The organism is Actinosynnema sp. NPDC050436, assembly GCF_040655415.1.
Classification (GTDB): Bacteria; Actinomycetota; Actinomycetes; order Mycobacteriales; family Pseudonocardiaceae; genus Actinosynnema.
In genome coordinates this window covers 22,222-37,413 of the sequence record NZ_JBFAJV010000006.1, presented here as the reverse complement: position 1 = coordinate 37,413, position 15,192 = coordinate 22,222, and the positions used below count along the sequence as shown (strand labels likewise).

The 15,192-nt window shown below is 70.9% G+C and carries 17 protein-coding genes; 8 read left to right on the top strand and 9 right to left on the bottom strand.

Annotation, left to right across the window (positions count from 1 at the left end):
* Window positions 1–126: 126 nt before the first annotated feature.
* Window positions 127–381 carry a WhiB family transcriptional regulator gene (locus AB0I60_RS16990; RefSeq protein WP_015104912.1) on the bottom strand — a complete coding sequence of 85 codons (255 nt, stop codon included), beginning with the start codon at window positions 379–381 and terminating at the stop codon, window positions 127–129.
* A 283-nt stretch (window positions 382–664) separates the two neighbouring features.
* Window positions 665–1,609, bottom strand: coding sequence for a diacylglycerol kinase family protein (locus AB0I60_RS16985; protein WP_360730772.1), 945 nt, complete (start codon window positions 1,607–1,609; stop codon window positions 665–667).
* A gap of 256 nt (window positions 1,610–1,865) precedes the next feature.
* Between AB0I60_RS16985 and AB0I60_RS16980 the strand changes: the two genes are divergently transcribed.
* The 3 genes from AB0I60_RS16980 (at window position 1,866) to AB0I60_RS16970 (ending at window position 4,147) form a co-directional block, all read left to right on the top strand.
* Window positions 1,866–2,264, top strand: coding sequence for a hypothetical protein (locus AB0I60_RS16980; RefSeq protein ID WP_360730769.1), 399 nt, complete (start codon window positions 1,866–1,868; stop codon window positions 2,262–2,264).
* Window positions 2,265–2,393: 129 nt separating this feature from the next.
* Complete coding sequence (locus AB0I60_RS16975; RefSeq protein ID WP_360730767.1) at window positions 2,394–3,137, top strand: trypsin-like serine protease; 744 nt, start codon at window positions 2,394–2,396, stop codon at window positions 3,135–3,137.
* A gap of 212 nt (window positions 3,138–3,349) precedes the next feature.
* The gene (locus AB0I60_RS16970; protein ID WP_360730764.1) at window positions 3,350–4,147 is read left to right on the top strand and encodes an SAM-dependent methyltransferase; all 798 of its coding nucleotides are present in this window, start codon (window positions 3,350–3,352) and stop codon (window positions 4,145–4,147) included.
* A 131-nt stretch (window positions 4,148–4,278) separates the two neighbouring features.
* On the opposite strand, the gene AB0I60_RS16965 is transcribed toward AB0I60_RS16970, so the two are convergent.
* The 3 genes from AB0I60_RS16965 to AB0I60_RS16955 form a co-directional block, all read right to left on the bottom strand.
* Complete coding sequence (locus AB0I60_RS16965; protein WP_360730762.1) at window positions 4,279–4,644, bottom strand: DUF5684 domain-containing protein; 366 nt, start codon at window positions 4,642–4,644, stop codon at window positions 4,279–4,281.
* A 135-nt stretch (window positions 4,645–4,779) separates the two neighbouring features.
* On the bottom strand, window positions 4,780–5,268 hold the full coding sequence (locus AB0I60_RS16960) for a GNAT family N-acetyltransferase (RefSeq protein WP_360730760.1): 489 nt from the start codon (window positions 5,266–5,268) through the stop codon (window positions 4,780–4,782).
* Window positions 5,261–5,863 carry a histidine phosphatase family protein gene (locus AB0I60_RS16955; protein ID WP_360730757.1) on the bottom strand — a complete coding sequence of 201 codons (603 nt, stop codon included), beginning with the start codon at window positions 5,861–5,863 and terminating at the stop codon, window positions 5,261–5,263. The genes AB0I60_RS16960 and AB0I60_RS16955 overlap by 8 nt, the downstream gene beginning before the upstream one ends.
* Before the next feature lie 180 nt (window positions 5,864–6,043).
* Here AB0I60_RS16955 and AB0I60_RS16950 point away from each other — a divergent pair, with 180 nt between their 5' ends.
* Both AB0I60_RS16950 and AB0I60_RS16945 read left to right on the top strand, forming a co-directional pair.
* Complete coding sequence (locus AB0I60_RS16950) at window positions 6,044–7,021, top strand: DUF3578 domain-containing protein (protein WP_360730755.1); 978 nt, start codon at window positions 6,044–6,046, stop codon at window positions 7,019–7,021.
* Complete coding sequence (locus tag AB0I60_RS16945) at window positions 7,011–7,877, top strand: aminoglycoside phosphotransferase family protein (RefSeq protein WP_360730752.1); 867 nt, start codon at window positions 7,011–7,013, stop codon at window positions 7,875–7,877. The genes AB0I60_RS16950 and AB0I60_RS16945 overlap by 11 nt, the downstream gene beginning before the upstream one ends.
* 181 nt (window positions 7,878–8,058) lie before the next feature.
* Here the strand turns inward: AB0I60_RS16945 and AB0I60_RS16940 are convergent, their stop codons facing one another.
* From AB0I60_RS16940 to sodN, 3 genes are all read right to left on the bottom strand, one after another.
* Window positions 8,059–8,430 carry a type II toxin-antitoxin system RelE/ParE family toxin gene (locus AB0I60_RS16940; protein WP_360730749.1) on the bottom strand — a complete coding sequence of 124 codons (372 nt, stop codon included), beginning with the start codon at window positions 8,428–8,430 and terminating at the stop codon, window positions 8,059–8,061.
* A gap of 9 nt (window positions 8,431–8,439) precedes the next feature.
* A complete protein-coding gene (locus AB0I60_RS16935; protein ID WP_360730746.1) occupies window positions 8,440–8,631 on the bottom strand; it encodes a hypothetical protein in 192 nt (63 codons plus the stop codon).
* A 245-nt stretch (window positions 8,632–8,876) separates the two neighbouring features.
* Window positions 8,877–9,290: a superoxide dismutase, Ni gene (gene sodN, locus AB0I60_RS16930; protein ID WP_360730744.1), complete on the bottom strand. Its 414-nt coding sequence runs from the start codon at window positions 9,288–9,290 to the stop codon at window positions 8,877–8,879.
* Between the two features lie 79 nt (window positions 9,291–9,369).
* Between sodN and AB0I60_RS16925 the strand changes: the two genes are divergently transcribed.
* A complete protein-coding gene (locus AB0I60_RS16925; RefSeq protein ID WP_360730741.1) occupies window positions 9,370–9,684 on the top strand; it encodes a S24/S26 family peptidase in 315 nt (104 codons plus the stop codon).
* A gap of 35 nt (window positions 9,685–9,719) precedes the next feature.
* Here AB0I60_RS16925 and AB0I60_RS16920 read toward each other — a convergent pair whose 3' ends face one another.
* A complete protein-coding gene (locus AB0I60_RS16920) occupies window positions 9,720–10,313 on the bottom strand; it encodes a dTDP-4-dehydrorhamnose 3,5-epimerase family protein (protein WP_360730738.1) in 594 nt (197 codons plus the stop codon).
* Between the two features lie 285 nt (window positions 10,314–10,598).
* Between AB0I60_RS16920 and AB0I60_RS16915 the strand changes: the two genes are divergently transcribed.
* Window positions 10,599–11,783: an NADP-dependent malic enzyme gene (locus AB0I60_RS16915; RefSeq protein WP_360730735.1), complete on the top strand. Its 1,185-nt coding sequence runs from the start codon at window positions 10,599–10,601 to the stop codon at window positions 11,781–11,783.
* Between the two features lie 228 nt (window positions 11,784–12,011).
* A complete protein-coding gene (locus AB0I60_RS16910; RefSeq protein WP_360730733.1) occupies window positions 12,012–15,191 on the top strand; it encodes an EAL domain-containing protein in 3,180 nt (1,059 codons plus the stop codon).
* Window position 15,192: the final 1 nt, after the last annotated feature.

Below are 15,192 nucleotides of genomic sequence, written 5' to 3'. Positions count from 1 at the left end.
TGCACACGTGACGACCTACCTCAGCGGAGTCTCACGTGGTCATGCGGGAGGGTGTGCAACACAAGCGAAAGGCCCGACACCTGGCACGGTGTCGGGCCTTTCGTGTGAGTGCTTCGCGCGCGACGCTCAGGCGTTGCTGCGAGCCCGCGTGCGGGCGTTGCGGCGCTTGAGGGCGCGGCGCTCGTCTTCGCTCATCCCGCCCCACACGCCGGCGTCCTGGCCGCTCTCCAACGCCCACGCGAGGCAGTCGGAGACGACGGGACAACGGCGGCAGACGGTCTTCGCCTCGGCGATCTGAAGCAGCGCGGGACCGCTGTTCCCAACGGGGAAGAACAGCTCGGGGTCCTCGTCGCGGCAGATCGCGCGGTGGCGCCAGTCCATTGGAACTACTCCTCAGCTAGGCGCGCGCAAGGGCACGCCGGTCGTCAGCGGTCGGTTTTTGGGGTGCTTGTGAATGCTTTCACGAACGGCGGAGAAGTCAAGGGGTTAGCACTGACCCGGTGAGTGAACTCACCCGAAAGATCGACTGGGTTCATCCGGCTTTCACTCAGCGACGTCTTGGCAGGCCAGGACATCGCGGATGGGTAGCGCGCTGGTCACACGACGGTCACGTACCACCCTGTCGTGTCTCAGGTGCTCACCCTTCTCACCGCACACCCCATGGTTACACGGCAACGGTCAACGCGCGCGGCACGGAGGTGAACTCGACCTCGGTGCACGACCCGAGCAGGTCGCCGTCCACCTGGAGGTTGACCGGCTCCGGGCTGGTCACCCGGACGAACCCGACGTCGTCGCGGCGCACCAGGTTGCCGCCCTTCGGGTTCCCGTCCGTCGCCAGCAGGTGGGTCACGTACCGGGCGATGGTGGGCAGCCCCATGGCGCGCAGCGCGAACAGGCCGAGGTCCCCGTCGAACGACGTGCTGGGGTTGAGCCGGATCGCCTTGTCCTTCAAGTACGTCCACGGATCGGTGTTCGAGACGAACGCGAGCCGCACGTCCTCGAAAGGCTCCTCGTCCGGGATGCGCACGGTCAGCTTCGACGGGTGCCGGCGCTGGCTCACGTAACTGGCGAACGCGGTGCGCACGTAAAGGGCCGGTGAAGCTTCACGGCCTTTCGCGCGTTGTGCCTCCACTCCCGCCACGACGTCGGCGTCCCAGCCGACCCCCGCGTTGAACGTGAACCAGCGGTCGTGGAAACCACCCGCACCGGCCGACGAGACGTGGCCGAGCCCGACCTTGCGACTGGTGCCGTGCTCGATCGCCTGCAACAGGCGGTAGGTGGCCTCGACCGGGTCGCGCGGCAACCCCAGCGCGCCCGCGAAGACGTTCGCCGAACCGCCGGGCACCACGCCCACCATCGGCACGCCGGGCTGCACGCCGTTGCGCAGCACCCCGTTCACGACCTCGTTCACCGTGCCGTCGCCGCCGTGGGCGACCACGAGGTCGTACCCGTCCACCACGGCCCGCGCGGCGGCGTCCGCCGCGTGCCCCCGGTAGTCCGTCTCGACGATGTCGAGCTTCACGTCGCTGGCCAGCGCGTGCGCGAGCACGTCCCGGCCGGCCGGCGTCGTGGCCGTCGCCTGCGGGTTGACCACCAGAAGTGCGCGCACTACTAGAGGGTAGGACAGCGCGTGACCTGGGACAGATCGCGCGTCACCCGCCAGGAGGGCGCCGGGCGCACGAAAGTGGTCCACATCTCCTTTCGCCGCGTACTGCTGCGCGTCGTCCCGCGACAAGTGCACCCCGGCCCGACCGCCGGCTCGCCAAGGAACCCCTTGATCCTCGCCCCTGCGGCGGCGGAACGGGACTCGCCAACCGGGTGGCCTACCATGCGTGACGAGTACTCACCGTGAGGAAAGGCCCAGCGTGCCACAGCCGAAGCAGCTCCCGCGCGAGGTCCGCGCCGCCGGCGTCCTGACGGCCGTCCAGGGCCTCGTCGGGCTGGGTTTCGCGATCGCCCTGGTCGTCCGGGCGTTCCAGGCCGACCACGCGGTGGGCGTGCTCGGCGAGGCCGCGTACTTCGTCGTGCTGGGCGGCGGCGTGCTGGCCGCCGGCGTCGGGCTGGTGCGCGGCCGGCACTGGGCGCGCACGCCGTCGATCGTCGTGCAACTGCTCCTGCTGGGCGTCGCCTGGTACGCCTACGGCCCGTCCGGGCAGCAGCTCTACGGCGCGCTGCTCGGCATCTACGTCGTGGTCGTGATCGTCCTGCTGTTCACCAACCCGGTGCGACGTTGGGCCCTGGGCGTCGACGAAAACGACGAGTAGGGCCGTTCGGCCGAAGACCATCGGCCGGGTGCTGGCCCGACCAACGGCGGGTGTTCCAGCCCACTTCCATGAGCCAGGCTGCGAATGGTGTTTTTCACCGCTCCCTGCGTTCGTTGAGGTGACGAGTACATGCGACTGAACCGCGCCCTGACCGCGGTGGCCGGAGCCGCCACCGCGCTGTTGTCCGCCCTGGCGCTGACCACGCTGGCCCCTGCCGCCGCACAGGCCCAGGACGTCCAGCCCTACATCATCGGGGGCGGCAACGCCTCCAACGCCCCGTGGGCGGCCCGCCTGTTCCGCAACGGCCAGCAGAACTGCTCGGCCACCATCATCGCCGCGAGGTGGATCCTGACCGCGCAGCACTGCGTGGCCGGCTCCGGCACCTACACCTTCCGGGTCGGCAGCCTCGACCAGACCACCGGCGGCACCCTGGTGACCGCGACCAGGATCATCCAGCACCCGTCGGTCGACCTCGCCCTGGCGCAGATCGACCGCTCGGTGAGCACCACCTACGCGCCGCTGGGCACCACCAGCGCGGTGGCCAACGGCCAGACCGTGCAGCTGTTCGGGTGGGGCGCCACGTGCACCAACCAGCCCGAGATCAACTGCCAGTCCCGCTACCTGAAGGTCGCCAACACCCGGGTGACCAACGTCAACGGGCGCGACTACCGGGGCGGCATCGCCATCACGGTGACCCGCATCAACGGCATCGCGGCCGGCGGTGACTCCGGCGGCCCGATGTTCGCCACCAGCCCCGTCGACGGCCGGTACTACCAGGTCGGCGTGGCCTCCACGAGCGACCGCTCCAGCACGTCGAACTACACCGCGGTCACCCGGTACCGCGACTGGATCCGCTCCTACGCCGGCGTCTGACGCCGCAGAGGTTTCCCGGCCGAGGGGGTTGACTCGTCCTTCCCCCTGCATCGCCCCCTCGGCCGGGGCACCACCGGTTTGGCTTTTCGCCGCTCGACCAGTCACAATCACCCTGCGTGTTCACGTTTGGCGGATGGACACGAACGGAGTAGCCGGATACCGTTCGGCAGGCGTTCGCGCCGCTCCGGGAGCCAGGCAGGGTGAGGTGCGCAGTGCAGAACCCCCCGAGGTGGGTGTCGTCGAGCGGTGACGCCGAGCGCCCCAACGTGGCGCGGCTGTACGACTACTACCTGGGCGGGGCGCACAACTTCGCGGTCGACCGCGAGTTCGCCGAGCAGTCCCTCAAGGTCGTCCCCGTCGCCGCCATCGCCCAGCACGCCCGCGCCTTCCTGCGCCGCGCGGTCCGCCGGTGCGTGGCCGACGGCGTCCGCCAGTTCCTCGACCTCGGCTCCGGCATCCCGACCGCCGGCAACGTGCACGAGGTCGCCCTCCAGGCCGACCCGGCGTGCCGCGTGGTGTACGTGGACAACGAGCCCGCGACCGTCGCCCACGGGCGGACGATGCTGCGGGACAACGGGAGCGTGGCCGTCGCGCAGGCCGACCTGCGCGACCCGGACGCGGTGCTGTGCTCACCCGAGGTGCGCGCGCTGCTCGACCTGAGCCGGCCGGTGGCCGTGCTGATGGTGGGCGTCCTGCCGTACCTGACCGACGAGGACCGGCCCGCCGAGGTCGTGGCCCGCTACCGGGCCGTGATGGCACCCGGCAGCCACCTCGTGGTCAGCCACCTGACCGCCGACGTGCAGCCGGAGATGGTGGAGAAGCTGGTCGGCGTGGCGGCGGAGACGCTGACCCCCGTCGTGGCCCGGTCGAAGGCCGAGGTGGAGCCCCTGCTCGCCGGCTTCGACCTGCTGGAGCCCGGTCTCGTGCTGGCCGCCAAGTGGCACGGCGAGGGCGAGGCGGCCACCGGCGCGGAGACCGTGAGCTACGGTGCCGTGGGCGTCAAGCGCTAGTCCTCGCACCGCTTCCCGGGTCCCTTACCGCTGGTTCTCCCGCCCGCCGGTTCTTCTGCGTGCTGGTTCTCTCGCGTGCCGGACCTCCCGCCGATCGGGGGGCGGGAGGTCCGGGCTGCGCTGCGAGTGGGTCAGGCGCGGGCGGGGCCCTGGTAGCGCGCGTCGCCGAAGCCCAGGATCGGGTAGCCGACGAAGCCGAACAGCCACAGGCCGACGATGCCGAAGACGCCGCTCTTGCCGAACGCCTTGGCCACGTCGAGCGACACGATCACCGTCATGATGATGTTCACGAACGGGATGAGGAACAGGACCAGCCACCAGCCGGGACGGCCCGCGACCTTCAGCAGCACGTAGATGTTGTAGATCGGGATGATCGCAGCCCAGCCGGGCTGCCCGGCCTTGGTGAAGACCTTCCACATGGCCGCGATCATCAGCACGGCGATCAGCAAGCCGATGATGATCGGGAAGACGCCGATCGACGCGTCGGTCTGGTTCACGACAGAACTTCCTTCCGGTCATCCTTCGGGGCGGGACAATCCCGCATCGGGGGTCCGAAGGTGACACGGCGCGTGACGATGTCAACACTCGTCACTCGACTGGGTGAGCTTTGCCGTTTCGTGAGCGTTTCGAGATCAACTGTCGATGTGACCGAGCAAGGCCAGCGGCCCGTCGGTGAGCCGGAAGACCGTCCACTCGTCCATCGGGAGCGCGCCGAGCGACTCGTAGAAGCCGATCGCGGGCTCGTTCCAGTCGAGGACCGACCACTCCAGGCGCGCGTACCCGCGTGCCACGCACTCCTGGGCCAGCGCTTGCAGCAGCGCCCTGCCCAACCCGCCGCCGCGCCGGGTCGGGCGGACGTACAGGTCCTCCAGGTAGATGCCGTGCGTGCCGCGCCAGGTCGAGAAGTTCAGGAACCACAGCGCCGTGCCGACCACCTCGCCGTCCACCTCGGCGACGTGCCCGAACAGCGCCGGGGCGTCGCGGAACAGGGCGTCGTGCAGCTGGGATTCGGTCAGCCGGCACTCGTGCAGGGCGCGCTCGTACTCGGCGAGCTCCCGCACCAGGCCGACGATCGCCGGGACGTCGTCGGGCCGGACGCGGCGGATGCGCGGGTCAGTCAACGTCGACCTCCCAGGCGGGCACGTTCAGCCGGCGCACCTGCGGGTCGCCGCGCTCGTCACCGAGCACCGCCAGCCCGGCCGGGTCCAGTCCGAAGTGGACGCCCTCCTTGGGCGGCAGCCCCAGCCAGGTGGCGATCAGCACGCGGCTGAAGTGCCCGTGCCCCACCAGCACCACGTCCCCGCCGGCCAGCGCCTGCCGCGCCCGCGCGACCACGCCCTCCGCCCGCACCCGCACCTGGTCGTGCGCCTCACCGCTCGGGACGGGGTGGGTCCACACGGTCCAGCCGGGCACGGTCTCCCGGATCTGCGGCGTGGTGAGCCCCTCGAAGTCGCCGTAGTCCCACTCGGCCAGCTCCTCGGTCCGCACGGCCTCCAACCCGGCCAACTCAGCCGTCCGCCAAGCCCGTTCCCGAGGGCTGCTCAACACCAAGGCCGCAGGCCGATCCGTCCCCCGCAACCGCGCCAGCACCGCCCCGGCCCGCCGCGCCTGCTGAACCCCCTCGTCGGTCAGGGGAATGTCGGAACGCCCGGTATGCCGCCCGCTCTCCGACCACTCGGTCTGACCGTGGCGGAGCAGGTAAACGTGAGAGGACACCCGACCGATCCTAGTGTCGGAGAAGGGAACGCGCTGTTGCGGAAGATCACATCGACTACGTTCCATGGGGTGCGAGACCTTCTAGAGGACGTCTTACGCCTCCAAGCCGACTTCCACTCCACGCACACACCCGCCATGCGTCGCCGAGGCGAGTTGGTGCAAGGTGGGATCGCTGACTGGGTGCGTGAGCACGCGGTGGCGGCCAACCGAACGCTGCCTCTACCGATCGGCGACTTGCAGGTCCAGGCCCGCGACCACATGGGCCGCAAGAGCGAAATCCCCTGGGTGCGCGTGTACTCGCCGGAACACTCCCGATCGGCGACCGAGGGCTGGTACGTCGTCTACCTGTTCGACGCCTACGGGACGAGCGTCCACCTGACCCTGATGCAGGGCTCGACGCACGTCGTGAACGGCGAGTACCGCCCACGCCCCGACAGCGAGCTGCGGTTGCGCGTCGACTGGGCGCGGACCGCCCTGGCCGACCACCTGGAAGTCCGCCTGGACCGGGTGGACGACTTCACCCTGCCGTCACGCAAGCGGAAGCTCGGGCAAGCTTACGAGGCGGGAATGGTCACCGCGTTCAGCTATGCCGTCGGCGCGATCCCCGAGGAAACGGTGCTGGAGCGCGACCTCGCGCACATGCTGTCCATGCTCAGCGCGCTCTACCTGCGGGTCGACCTGCCGGGTGAGCCGTCGCCCGAGGTGGCGGACGCGATCGTGGCGAGCGAGCGCTCGGCGGGCAGGCGCAGTGGGCAGGGGATGCGACTCACCGCGCCGGAGAAGTCGGCGGTTGAGCAGCGGGCGGTCGCGGTGGCCGCCGGGCACCTGCGCGAGTTGGGGTACCGGGTGCGGGATGTCGGGGCGCGCGAGTCCTACGACCTCGACGCCACGCGGGGTGAGGAGCACCTGTTCGTCGAGGTGAAGGGGACGACCAGCCGGTGGGGGCCGGACAGCGAGGTCATCCTCACCCGGAACGAGGTCGAACTGCACGAGCGCGAGTACCCGAACACGATGCTGGCCGTGGTCAGCTCCATCGCGCTGGAACGCGGTCCGACGCCGAGCGCGTCCGGCGGCACGTTGCACGTGGTCCACCCGTGGCGCGTGGTCCGGGAGAACCTGACTCCGTTGACCTATAGATACTTGGTCGATGAACGTTGACGACATGACCGCGCGCCTGTCACTCCGGTTCGGGGACGGGGTGGCGGGGTGGTGTGCCGGCGTTCCGGGGCGGGCCTCGGCGTTGGCTGGGCGGTGGGGGCTGGTGTTGGGGGAGCCCTACGGCGACGGGGCGTCTTCGGTGGCGATCCGGGCCGCGACGGCCGACGGGGTGGCGGCGGTGCTCAAGCTGACGCCGGACGAGGCGTTCCTCGGCGAGCAGGTCGAGATGCTGCGGTCGCTCGCGCCGTCCGGGCGGGTGGTGCGGGTGCTGGCGGCCGAGGCCGGGGCGGTGCTGGTGGAGGCCGTTGTGCCGGGGACCGAGGCGGACGCGTCGCCTGCGGAGTGGGCGGAGTTGATGGCGGCGCTGCACGCCGTGCCGCCGCCTCCGGGGCTCAAGCGGACGTTGCGCGGGCGGATGGAGGAGGCTTTCGCCCGGATCAGCCGGCGGCTGTCGGAGCCCGCCATCGCGGCGCACGTCGACCGCGACGTCTGGGGCTTGGCGGTGCGGCGCTGCGAACGGCTGCTCGACAGCACGTCCACCGAGGTCTTGCTGCACGGCGACCTGCACCCCGGCAACGTGCTGGACGGCGGCGCGCGCGGCCTGATCGCCATCGACCCGAAGACGTGCGTCGGGGACCCGTGCTTCGACGCGATGGACTACGTGGTGGACGTCGCGGGCAAGGGCAGCATCGAGGAGCGCTGCACCCAAGTCGCCACCGCGTACGGCCTCGACCCCGACCGCCTGCGCACCTGGTCCCAGGTCGACGCGCCGCTCCTGGCCATCGGTCACCTGACGTGGGGCGGGCCTGTGCGAGCGGTCGAGGAGTTGCTCGCGTTCGCCGCGTCAGGGCAGTGACCCTATGGGGTGAAGCCTGTGGATAACTGGGGTCGTTTCTGTGGACAAGTCGGCGGATTCAGGCGTGCGGAACGGGCTTGCCTGTGCATAAACGCCAGATGTGGTGCCGCGCGCCTGTGGATGGCACTAGATGTCGTCGGAGCGGCGGAGGGTCGGTCGGGGCCTTCGCCCGACGGACATCTCACTCAGGGCTGTAGTCCCATGCCTGCTTCATCAAGTTCTCGACGGCATCCGCAGCGGGCCGGTCGGCATGAAGTCGCAGGCGTGAGACCGCCAACCGGTAGCACTCGTCATCGACCCTGCGACCGATGACCCAGACCACGACGATCGTTCCATCGGTCTCGACCCGGTAGACGATGCAGTAGTCACGATCCCCCACGACCAGTTTCCGGAACGTGGTCAGGTCGCTCCCCGATCTCACGCCCAGCGGTTGGCCGCGCTTCCCGGGGTCGTCCTTGAGCTTGTTGATCGCCTTCAGGACTATCTTCCCTGCCGATCCGTCCTGGTCGCGCAAGTCCTCGCGGGCCTCGCTGGTGAGGACGACCTTGGCCATGGGTCAGTCCTAGTCGTCCAGCTCGACCCCGAACTCGGCCGCCACGTCTTCGAGGTCGTACCGTTCGCCGGAGTCCGTCAGGGTGCGAGCCCACGCCACTGCGATGAGCTTCAGGTCGTCCTCCAGCGCTTCGAGGTACTGCAACCGTTCCATGGTCTTGATGTCGACTATGGCGGCGGCCGGTTGGTTGTTCTTGAACACGATGAGGTGACGCCCCTTGCTTGTGGGGAGTACCTGCACCGCAGATGTCAGGTCGGAGGGGGCGGATCGGCGTGCTCCGGGCGGCCGGGGGTGAAGATCGGTACCCGGTTCCAAGAGGTCGCCACTCCCGCTGCCCTCGGCCGGGGCAGGACCGACCTGAGCTGTCGGGAACCCCGAAGACGAAGAACGGCGCCGACCGGGCGGAGTGGTGTCCGCCGGTCAGCGCCGTCTCAGCGCGCGGAAGATCAGGCCGCGGCCTTCGTCTCCCAGAAGATCTTGTCGATCTGGGCGATCAGGTCGAGCAGCTCCTGCCCCTTCGCCGGGTCCATCGAGCCCTTCGTGCCGGACGCGCCGGCGGCCTTGGTGGCGCGGTTGAAGAGGTCGTGGAGTTCCGGGTACTTCTCGAAGTGCGGGGGCTTGAAGTAGTCGGTCCACAGCACCCACAGGTGGTGCTTGACGAGCTCGCTGCGCTGTTCCTTGATCAGGATGGCGCGCTCGCGGAACTCGGGGTCCTCGTTGGCCCGGTACTTCTCCTGCACCGCCTTGATCGACTCCGCCTCGATCCGGGCTTGCGCCGGGTCGTAGACACCGCACGGGAGGTCGCAGTGCGCGGTGGCCTCCAGTAGCGGGCGGCGGAGAATGTGCGACAGAAGTCGCATTGTTCCTCCCTGACAGTGGATGCTCCGACAGGGTCGAACCCTACTCCGGGGGCTTCGCGCGAGCAGGTGGAGGTGATCGTTGGCACCGCCGGCGCACAGCCCGTTGCCGCTGGTTCGGGTGGTCGGGCCGTCCATGGTCCCCACCCTGCGGACCGGGGACGTCGTCGTCCTGCGGCGATCACGACCGCCCCGGCCCGGCGACCTCGTGCTGGTGCGGTGGGCGGCCCGGCCGGGGCAGCTCTCGGTCAAGCGGGCGGTCCGGCCGGTCGACGGCAGGTGGCACGTCGAGGGGGACAACCCGTTCGCCTCGACCGACTCGCGCGCACTGGGGGCGGCGGAGGTGCTGGGGGTGATCCGGTTCCGCCTCTGGCCGCGCCCCGGCCGGCTGCGCTGAACCCGACGAAGCCGAACCCGACGAAGAGGTGAGGGTCAGTGGCGGAGCTTGTCGTACCAGGCGGTGCAGTCCGCGTACGACGGGAGCAGGCCCGCCGCTTCCGCCTCGGCCAGCGTCGGCGCCTCGGCGTCCTTCGGCGACAGCACCGGCGTCACGCCCTCCGGCCACGGCAGACCGAGGCCGAGCGGGTTGAGGCCGCGTTCCGCCTTCGGGTTGTAGCCCTCGGTGCACAGGTACGACGTGACCGAGTCGTCCTCCAGCGCCATCAGCGCGTGGCCGACCCCCTCGGGCACGTACACCGAGTTGAACGCCTGCTCCGTCAGCTCCACGGCGTCCCACTCGCCGAACGTCGGCGACCCCACCCGGATGTCCACCAGCACGTCCAGCAGCCGCCCGCGCGGGCAGTGCACGTACTTCGCCTGACCGGGTGGAACGTCCGCGTAGTGCACGCCCCGGACGACACCGCGCTTGGACCTGCTGTGGTTGGTCTGGGCGACCCTCAGCCCGTGCCCGACCGCCGCCGTGAACGCCTCCTCCTGGAACGGGGCCACGAACAGGCCCCGCTCGTCGGGGAACACCGAGGGGACGAACTCGAACGCGCCGGGAATTTTCAGCTCGCGTGCCTGCATGGCGCTCACCCTAGATGCGGTCCGCTCTTGACCGATCCTGCCTGCGTAAACCGACCGGTCGGTGCAATAAACCGGACGTACGTTCTGGGAAACCGGCTCTGACCTGCGAAAAGAATGTGATCCCCGCCGCAGACACCGCCCCCGTTCACTGTCATGCTTGCCCGCACACCGCTCCAGGGACGTCGCGCCGATCGCGTGGACGGCCCGCTGGCAGGCCCCGTCGATCCGCGTGACAACGCCGGTCCCGGTGCGCCGAGAACTCGCGCACCGCAGGAGGACTTTCCCGTGACCGCAGTGAACGATCAGCCCTTGACGTCCGAGCTGACCGACGAAGAGATCTTCCGCGCCCACGAGGGCGGCAAGCTGGGCATCGGCGCGACCGCGTCCCTGGCCGACCCCCGCGCGCTCTCCATCGCCTACACGCCGGGTGTGGCGCGGGTCAGCCGCGCGATCGCCGACGACGCCTCGCTGGCCGCCAAGTACACCTGGGCGCACCGCCTGGTGGCCGTGGTCAGCGACGGGACGGCCGTGCTCGGCCTGGGCGACATCGGCGCGAGCGCGTCGCTGCCGGTCATGGAGGGCAAGGCCGCGCTGTTCAAGACCTTCGGCGGGCTCGACTCGATCCCGCTGGTGCTCGACACGACCGACGTCGACGAGATCGTCGAGACGCTGGTCCGGCTGCGCCCGTCGTTCGGCGCGGTCAACCTGGAGGACGTCGCCGCGCCGCGCTGCTTCGAGCTGGAGCGGCGCCTGGTCGAGGCCCTCGACGTGCCGGTCATGCACGACGACCAGCACGGCACGGCGGTCGTGGTGCTCGCCGCCCTCCGGGGGGCGAACACCGTGCTGGGCAAGGACATCGGCAACCAGCGGGTCGTCGTGTCCGGTGCGGGCGCGGCCGGGGTGGCGTGCGCGAAGATCCTGCTCGCGGCGGGCATCGGGGAGGTCACCGTGGTCGACTCGCGGGGCATCGTGCACGCCGGCCGGGACGGGCTCAACCCGGTCAAGGCCGAGCTGGCCGAGGTCACCAACGGCAGCGGGCTGCGCGGCGGGATCGCCGAGGCGCTGCGCGGCGCGGACGTGTTCGTGGGCGTGTCCTCCGCACGGGTGGAGGAGGAGCTGATCGCGGGCATGGCGGACGACTCGATCGTGTTCGCGCTGTCCAACCCCGACCCCGAGGTGCACCCGGACGTGGCCGGCCGGCACGCGGCGGTCGTCGCCACCGGGCGCAGCGACTTCCCGAACCAGATCAACAACGTGCTCGCGTTCCCCGGCATCTTCCGGGGCGCGCTGGACGCCGGCGCGCGCCGGATCACCGAGAACATGAAGCTGGCGGCGGCCGACGCGATCGCCGCCGTGGCCTCCGACGACCTCGCGGCCGACCGGATCGTGCCCAGCGCCCTGGACCCCAGGGTCGGACCCGAAGTGGCCACGGCCGTGGCCTTGGCAGCTCGGCAGGACGGAGTAGCCTGACCCCCAGTCGGAGTTGGGAGACCTCCGGCCGCCCCCTGGACCATTCGGCTCATCGCACCACCGCAACCCCCGTCGGATTGTTTCGTTAGCCCGAAGAGGGGTGGGCGATGACGGTCCGAAGCGATACGGTCCCTCTCCGCGGGTGAATATTGCCCGTTGAGAGGGACTGGCGTTTACGGGTGCGGTCGGGCCGGTTCATCCCTGCCGTAGACACGGGAAGGTGGGACCGTGCCCAAGCGGGTTGGACGCGCTCCAGTGGTGCTCGACCCTGCGCGACCTGCGGGGGCGTCCACCGCGCTCGGCGGGGTCCCGCTGCCCGAGGCCCCCTCGCTGCTGTGCGACGCCAAGGGCGTCGTCATGCGGGCGAACCCGGCCGTCGTGCTGCTCGCGAAAGCGCATTCCTCCGATGACCTGGTCGGTCGGGCGTTAGGGGACCTGCTCGTCGGGGAGCCCCCGGACCTGAGGCTGCGCCAGGCGGACGGCGGCCTGCTCCCGGTCCGCGTGGTGCGCAACCCGGTGCCCGGCACCGGCCTGCACGCCGTGCTGCTGGTGGACGTGTCGGACCTGGCCAAGGCCGCCGACGACCTGCGCGACGAGCAGCGCCGGCTGCGCACCGTGCAGCGGGTCGCCCAGATCGGCTCGTGGGAGTACGACCCGACGACCGGCGTCACGGTCTGGTCGGAGTCGCACTACGAGATGATGGGCGTGCGGCCGGGCGACGTCGTGCCGGGCGCGCAGGCGGTGCTGGACCTGGTCCACCCCGACGACCACGACATGGTGGCCAGCTACTGGGCGAACCGGGAGCTGGACGGCAACCCGATCGACATCGTCTACCGGATCGTCCTGCCCAGCGGCGAGCTGCGCTGGATCCGAGGTGTTGCCGAGGCGAAGCTGAGAGCCGACGGCCGGACCCAGTTCATCACCGGCTACATCCGGGACATCTCCGCGCAGTGGCGGTCCGACCGCGCCCTGGAGACCGAGCGCGCCCGGCTGCTGGAGGCGCAGCGCATCGCGCGCATCGGGAGCTGGAGCTACGAGGTCCCGACCAAGGCCGTGCACCGCAGCGAGGTGCTGCTGGAGATGTACGCCGACCTCGGCATCGCGCCGAACGCCGACCTGCTCTCCGGCGTGCACCCGGACGACCGGGCGGCGCTGGAGGAGCTGCGCGGCGCGCTGGCCGACGCCGAGGACGGGCAGACCTTCGAGGTGGAGGTGCGCAGCGAGTTCGGCGAGCGCGTCTACATCTGCCGGGTGCGCCCCGAGTTCGAGCGCGGCAGGCTGCACCGCTTCCACGGCACCGTCCAGGACGTCACCGAGGCCCGCGCGCTGGAGGTCCAGCTCCGCGACGACCGGCGGCGGCTGGCCGACGCGCAGCGCGCGGCGCAGCTCGGCGTGTGGGAGTGGAACTTCGAGACCGGCGACGTGGTGTGGTCGGACATGCTCGCCGACCTGTTCGGCGTGCCGCGCGAGGAGCGCACCCGCTACCAGACCTACCTCGACCTGGTGCACCCCGACGACCGGGGCTGGGTGGACGAGCTGTGGCAGCAGTTGGCCACCGACGAGGTGCCGGTCCAGTTCGAGCACCGGATCGTGCGCCGCGACGGCAAGGTGCGGGTGTTCCGCAGCCACGGCGTCGTGGTCCGGGGCGCGGACGACCGCCCGCTCGCGGTCGGCACCGCGCAGGACGTCACCGAGCAGCGCGCCGCCGAGACCCGGATGAAGCGGTCCAGCCAGCGCTTCGCCGACCTGGTGTCGCTGACGCCGGTCGGCATCGGCCTGTTCGACGAGGCGGAGCGCCTGGTGGACGCCAACGACGCGTTGTGCGACCTGCTCGGCATCGACCTGGAGCAGCTGCGCGGGATGACCGCCGAGCAGCTCACCCACCCGGACGACAAGGAGAACCGGCTCGACTCGGTGAGCCGCATCCACCTGGACGGCGCGGACCGGGTGCACAAGATCCCGCAGCGCATCCTGGTCCGGCCGGACGGCGAGCGGGTCTACTGCGAGCTGCACATCGCGCTGTCCGTGCAGGACGACGGCCGCCGGTTCTGGCTGACGGTGTTCCAGGACATCACCGAGCGCCGCCGGGCGTCCGAGGCGCTGCGCCACCAGGCCACGCACGACGAGCTGACCGGGCTGCCGAACCGGGCGCTGGTCAAGGAGATGCTGGCGGCCCTGCTGGAGTCGGAGAACCGCTCGCGGGTGGCCGTGCTGTTCTGCGACATCGACAACTTCAAGCGGGTCAACGATTCGCTGGGCCACGACGCGGGCGACGAGCTGCTGGTGGCGCTGGCCCGGCGGCTGGAGGGCGGCCTGCCCGAGGGCTGCACGGCGGCCCGGCTGTCCGGCGACGAGTACGTGATCATCTGCGAGAACATCGACCTGGTCGGCGGCGTGGACGCGCTGGCCACCCGGGTCGCGGGCCTGCTGCGCACGGCCGTGCCGGTGCACGGGCAGCTCGTCCGGGTGTCGGCGTCGATCGGCGCGGCGGTGCCCAACGGCTCCCGCGCGACCGGAAACGACCTGCTGCGCTTCGCCGACGCGGCGATGTTCGAGGCGAAGCGGGCGGGCGCGGGCCGGGTGTCGCTGGCGTCGGCGGCGCTGATCGCCTCGGCCGACCGGCAGGTGCACCTGGAGGGCCAACTGCGCGACGCGCTGGCCCACGACGGCCTGGCGCTGCACTTCCAGCCCGTGGTGGGCGTGGACGGCTCGGTGCAGACCGCCGAGGCGCTGGTGCGCTGGCCGCACCCCGACCGGGGACTGCTGCCGCCGGACATCTTCCTGCCCGTGGCGGAGCAGGGCGACCTGCTGCGCGAGCTGGACCGGTGGGTGCTGCGCACGGCGTTGAAGGAGGCGTCGACCTGGCCCGCGCCCAACGACCAGCCGGTGTCGGTCGCGGTGAACCTGGCCGGCCTGGTGCCCGGCGACCCGGAGTTCGTGGACATCGTGGCCAACGCGATCGCCGAGGCCGGCATCCCGTGGGACCGGGTGGTGCTGGAGCTGGTGGAGACCGCGCTGGTGGACCTGCCGTCGCGGGTGCGCCAGTCGATGGACGAGCTGGTGGCGCGCGGCATCCGGTTCGCGGTGGACGACTTCGGCACCGGCTACTCGTCGCTGGCCCGGCTCAAGGACCTGCCCGCCCAGATCATCAAGGTGGACCGGCGGTTCGTCTCCGGTGTGGGCAACGACTCCTCGGACTTCGCGGTGGCCCGCGCCGTGGTGGACATGGCGCGGGCGATGGGCCGCAAGTGCGTGGCCGAGGGCGTCGAGACGGCGACCCAGTTCCACGTGCTGCGCGGCGTCGGCGTGGACGCCTACCAGGGCTGGCTGTTCTCCCGGCCGGTGCCGCCGAAGGAGTTCCGGGCCGTGCTCGCGCTCGGCCCCCTGCACATCCCCAAGGCCGGCTAGC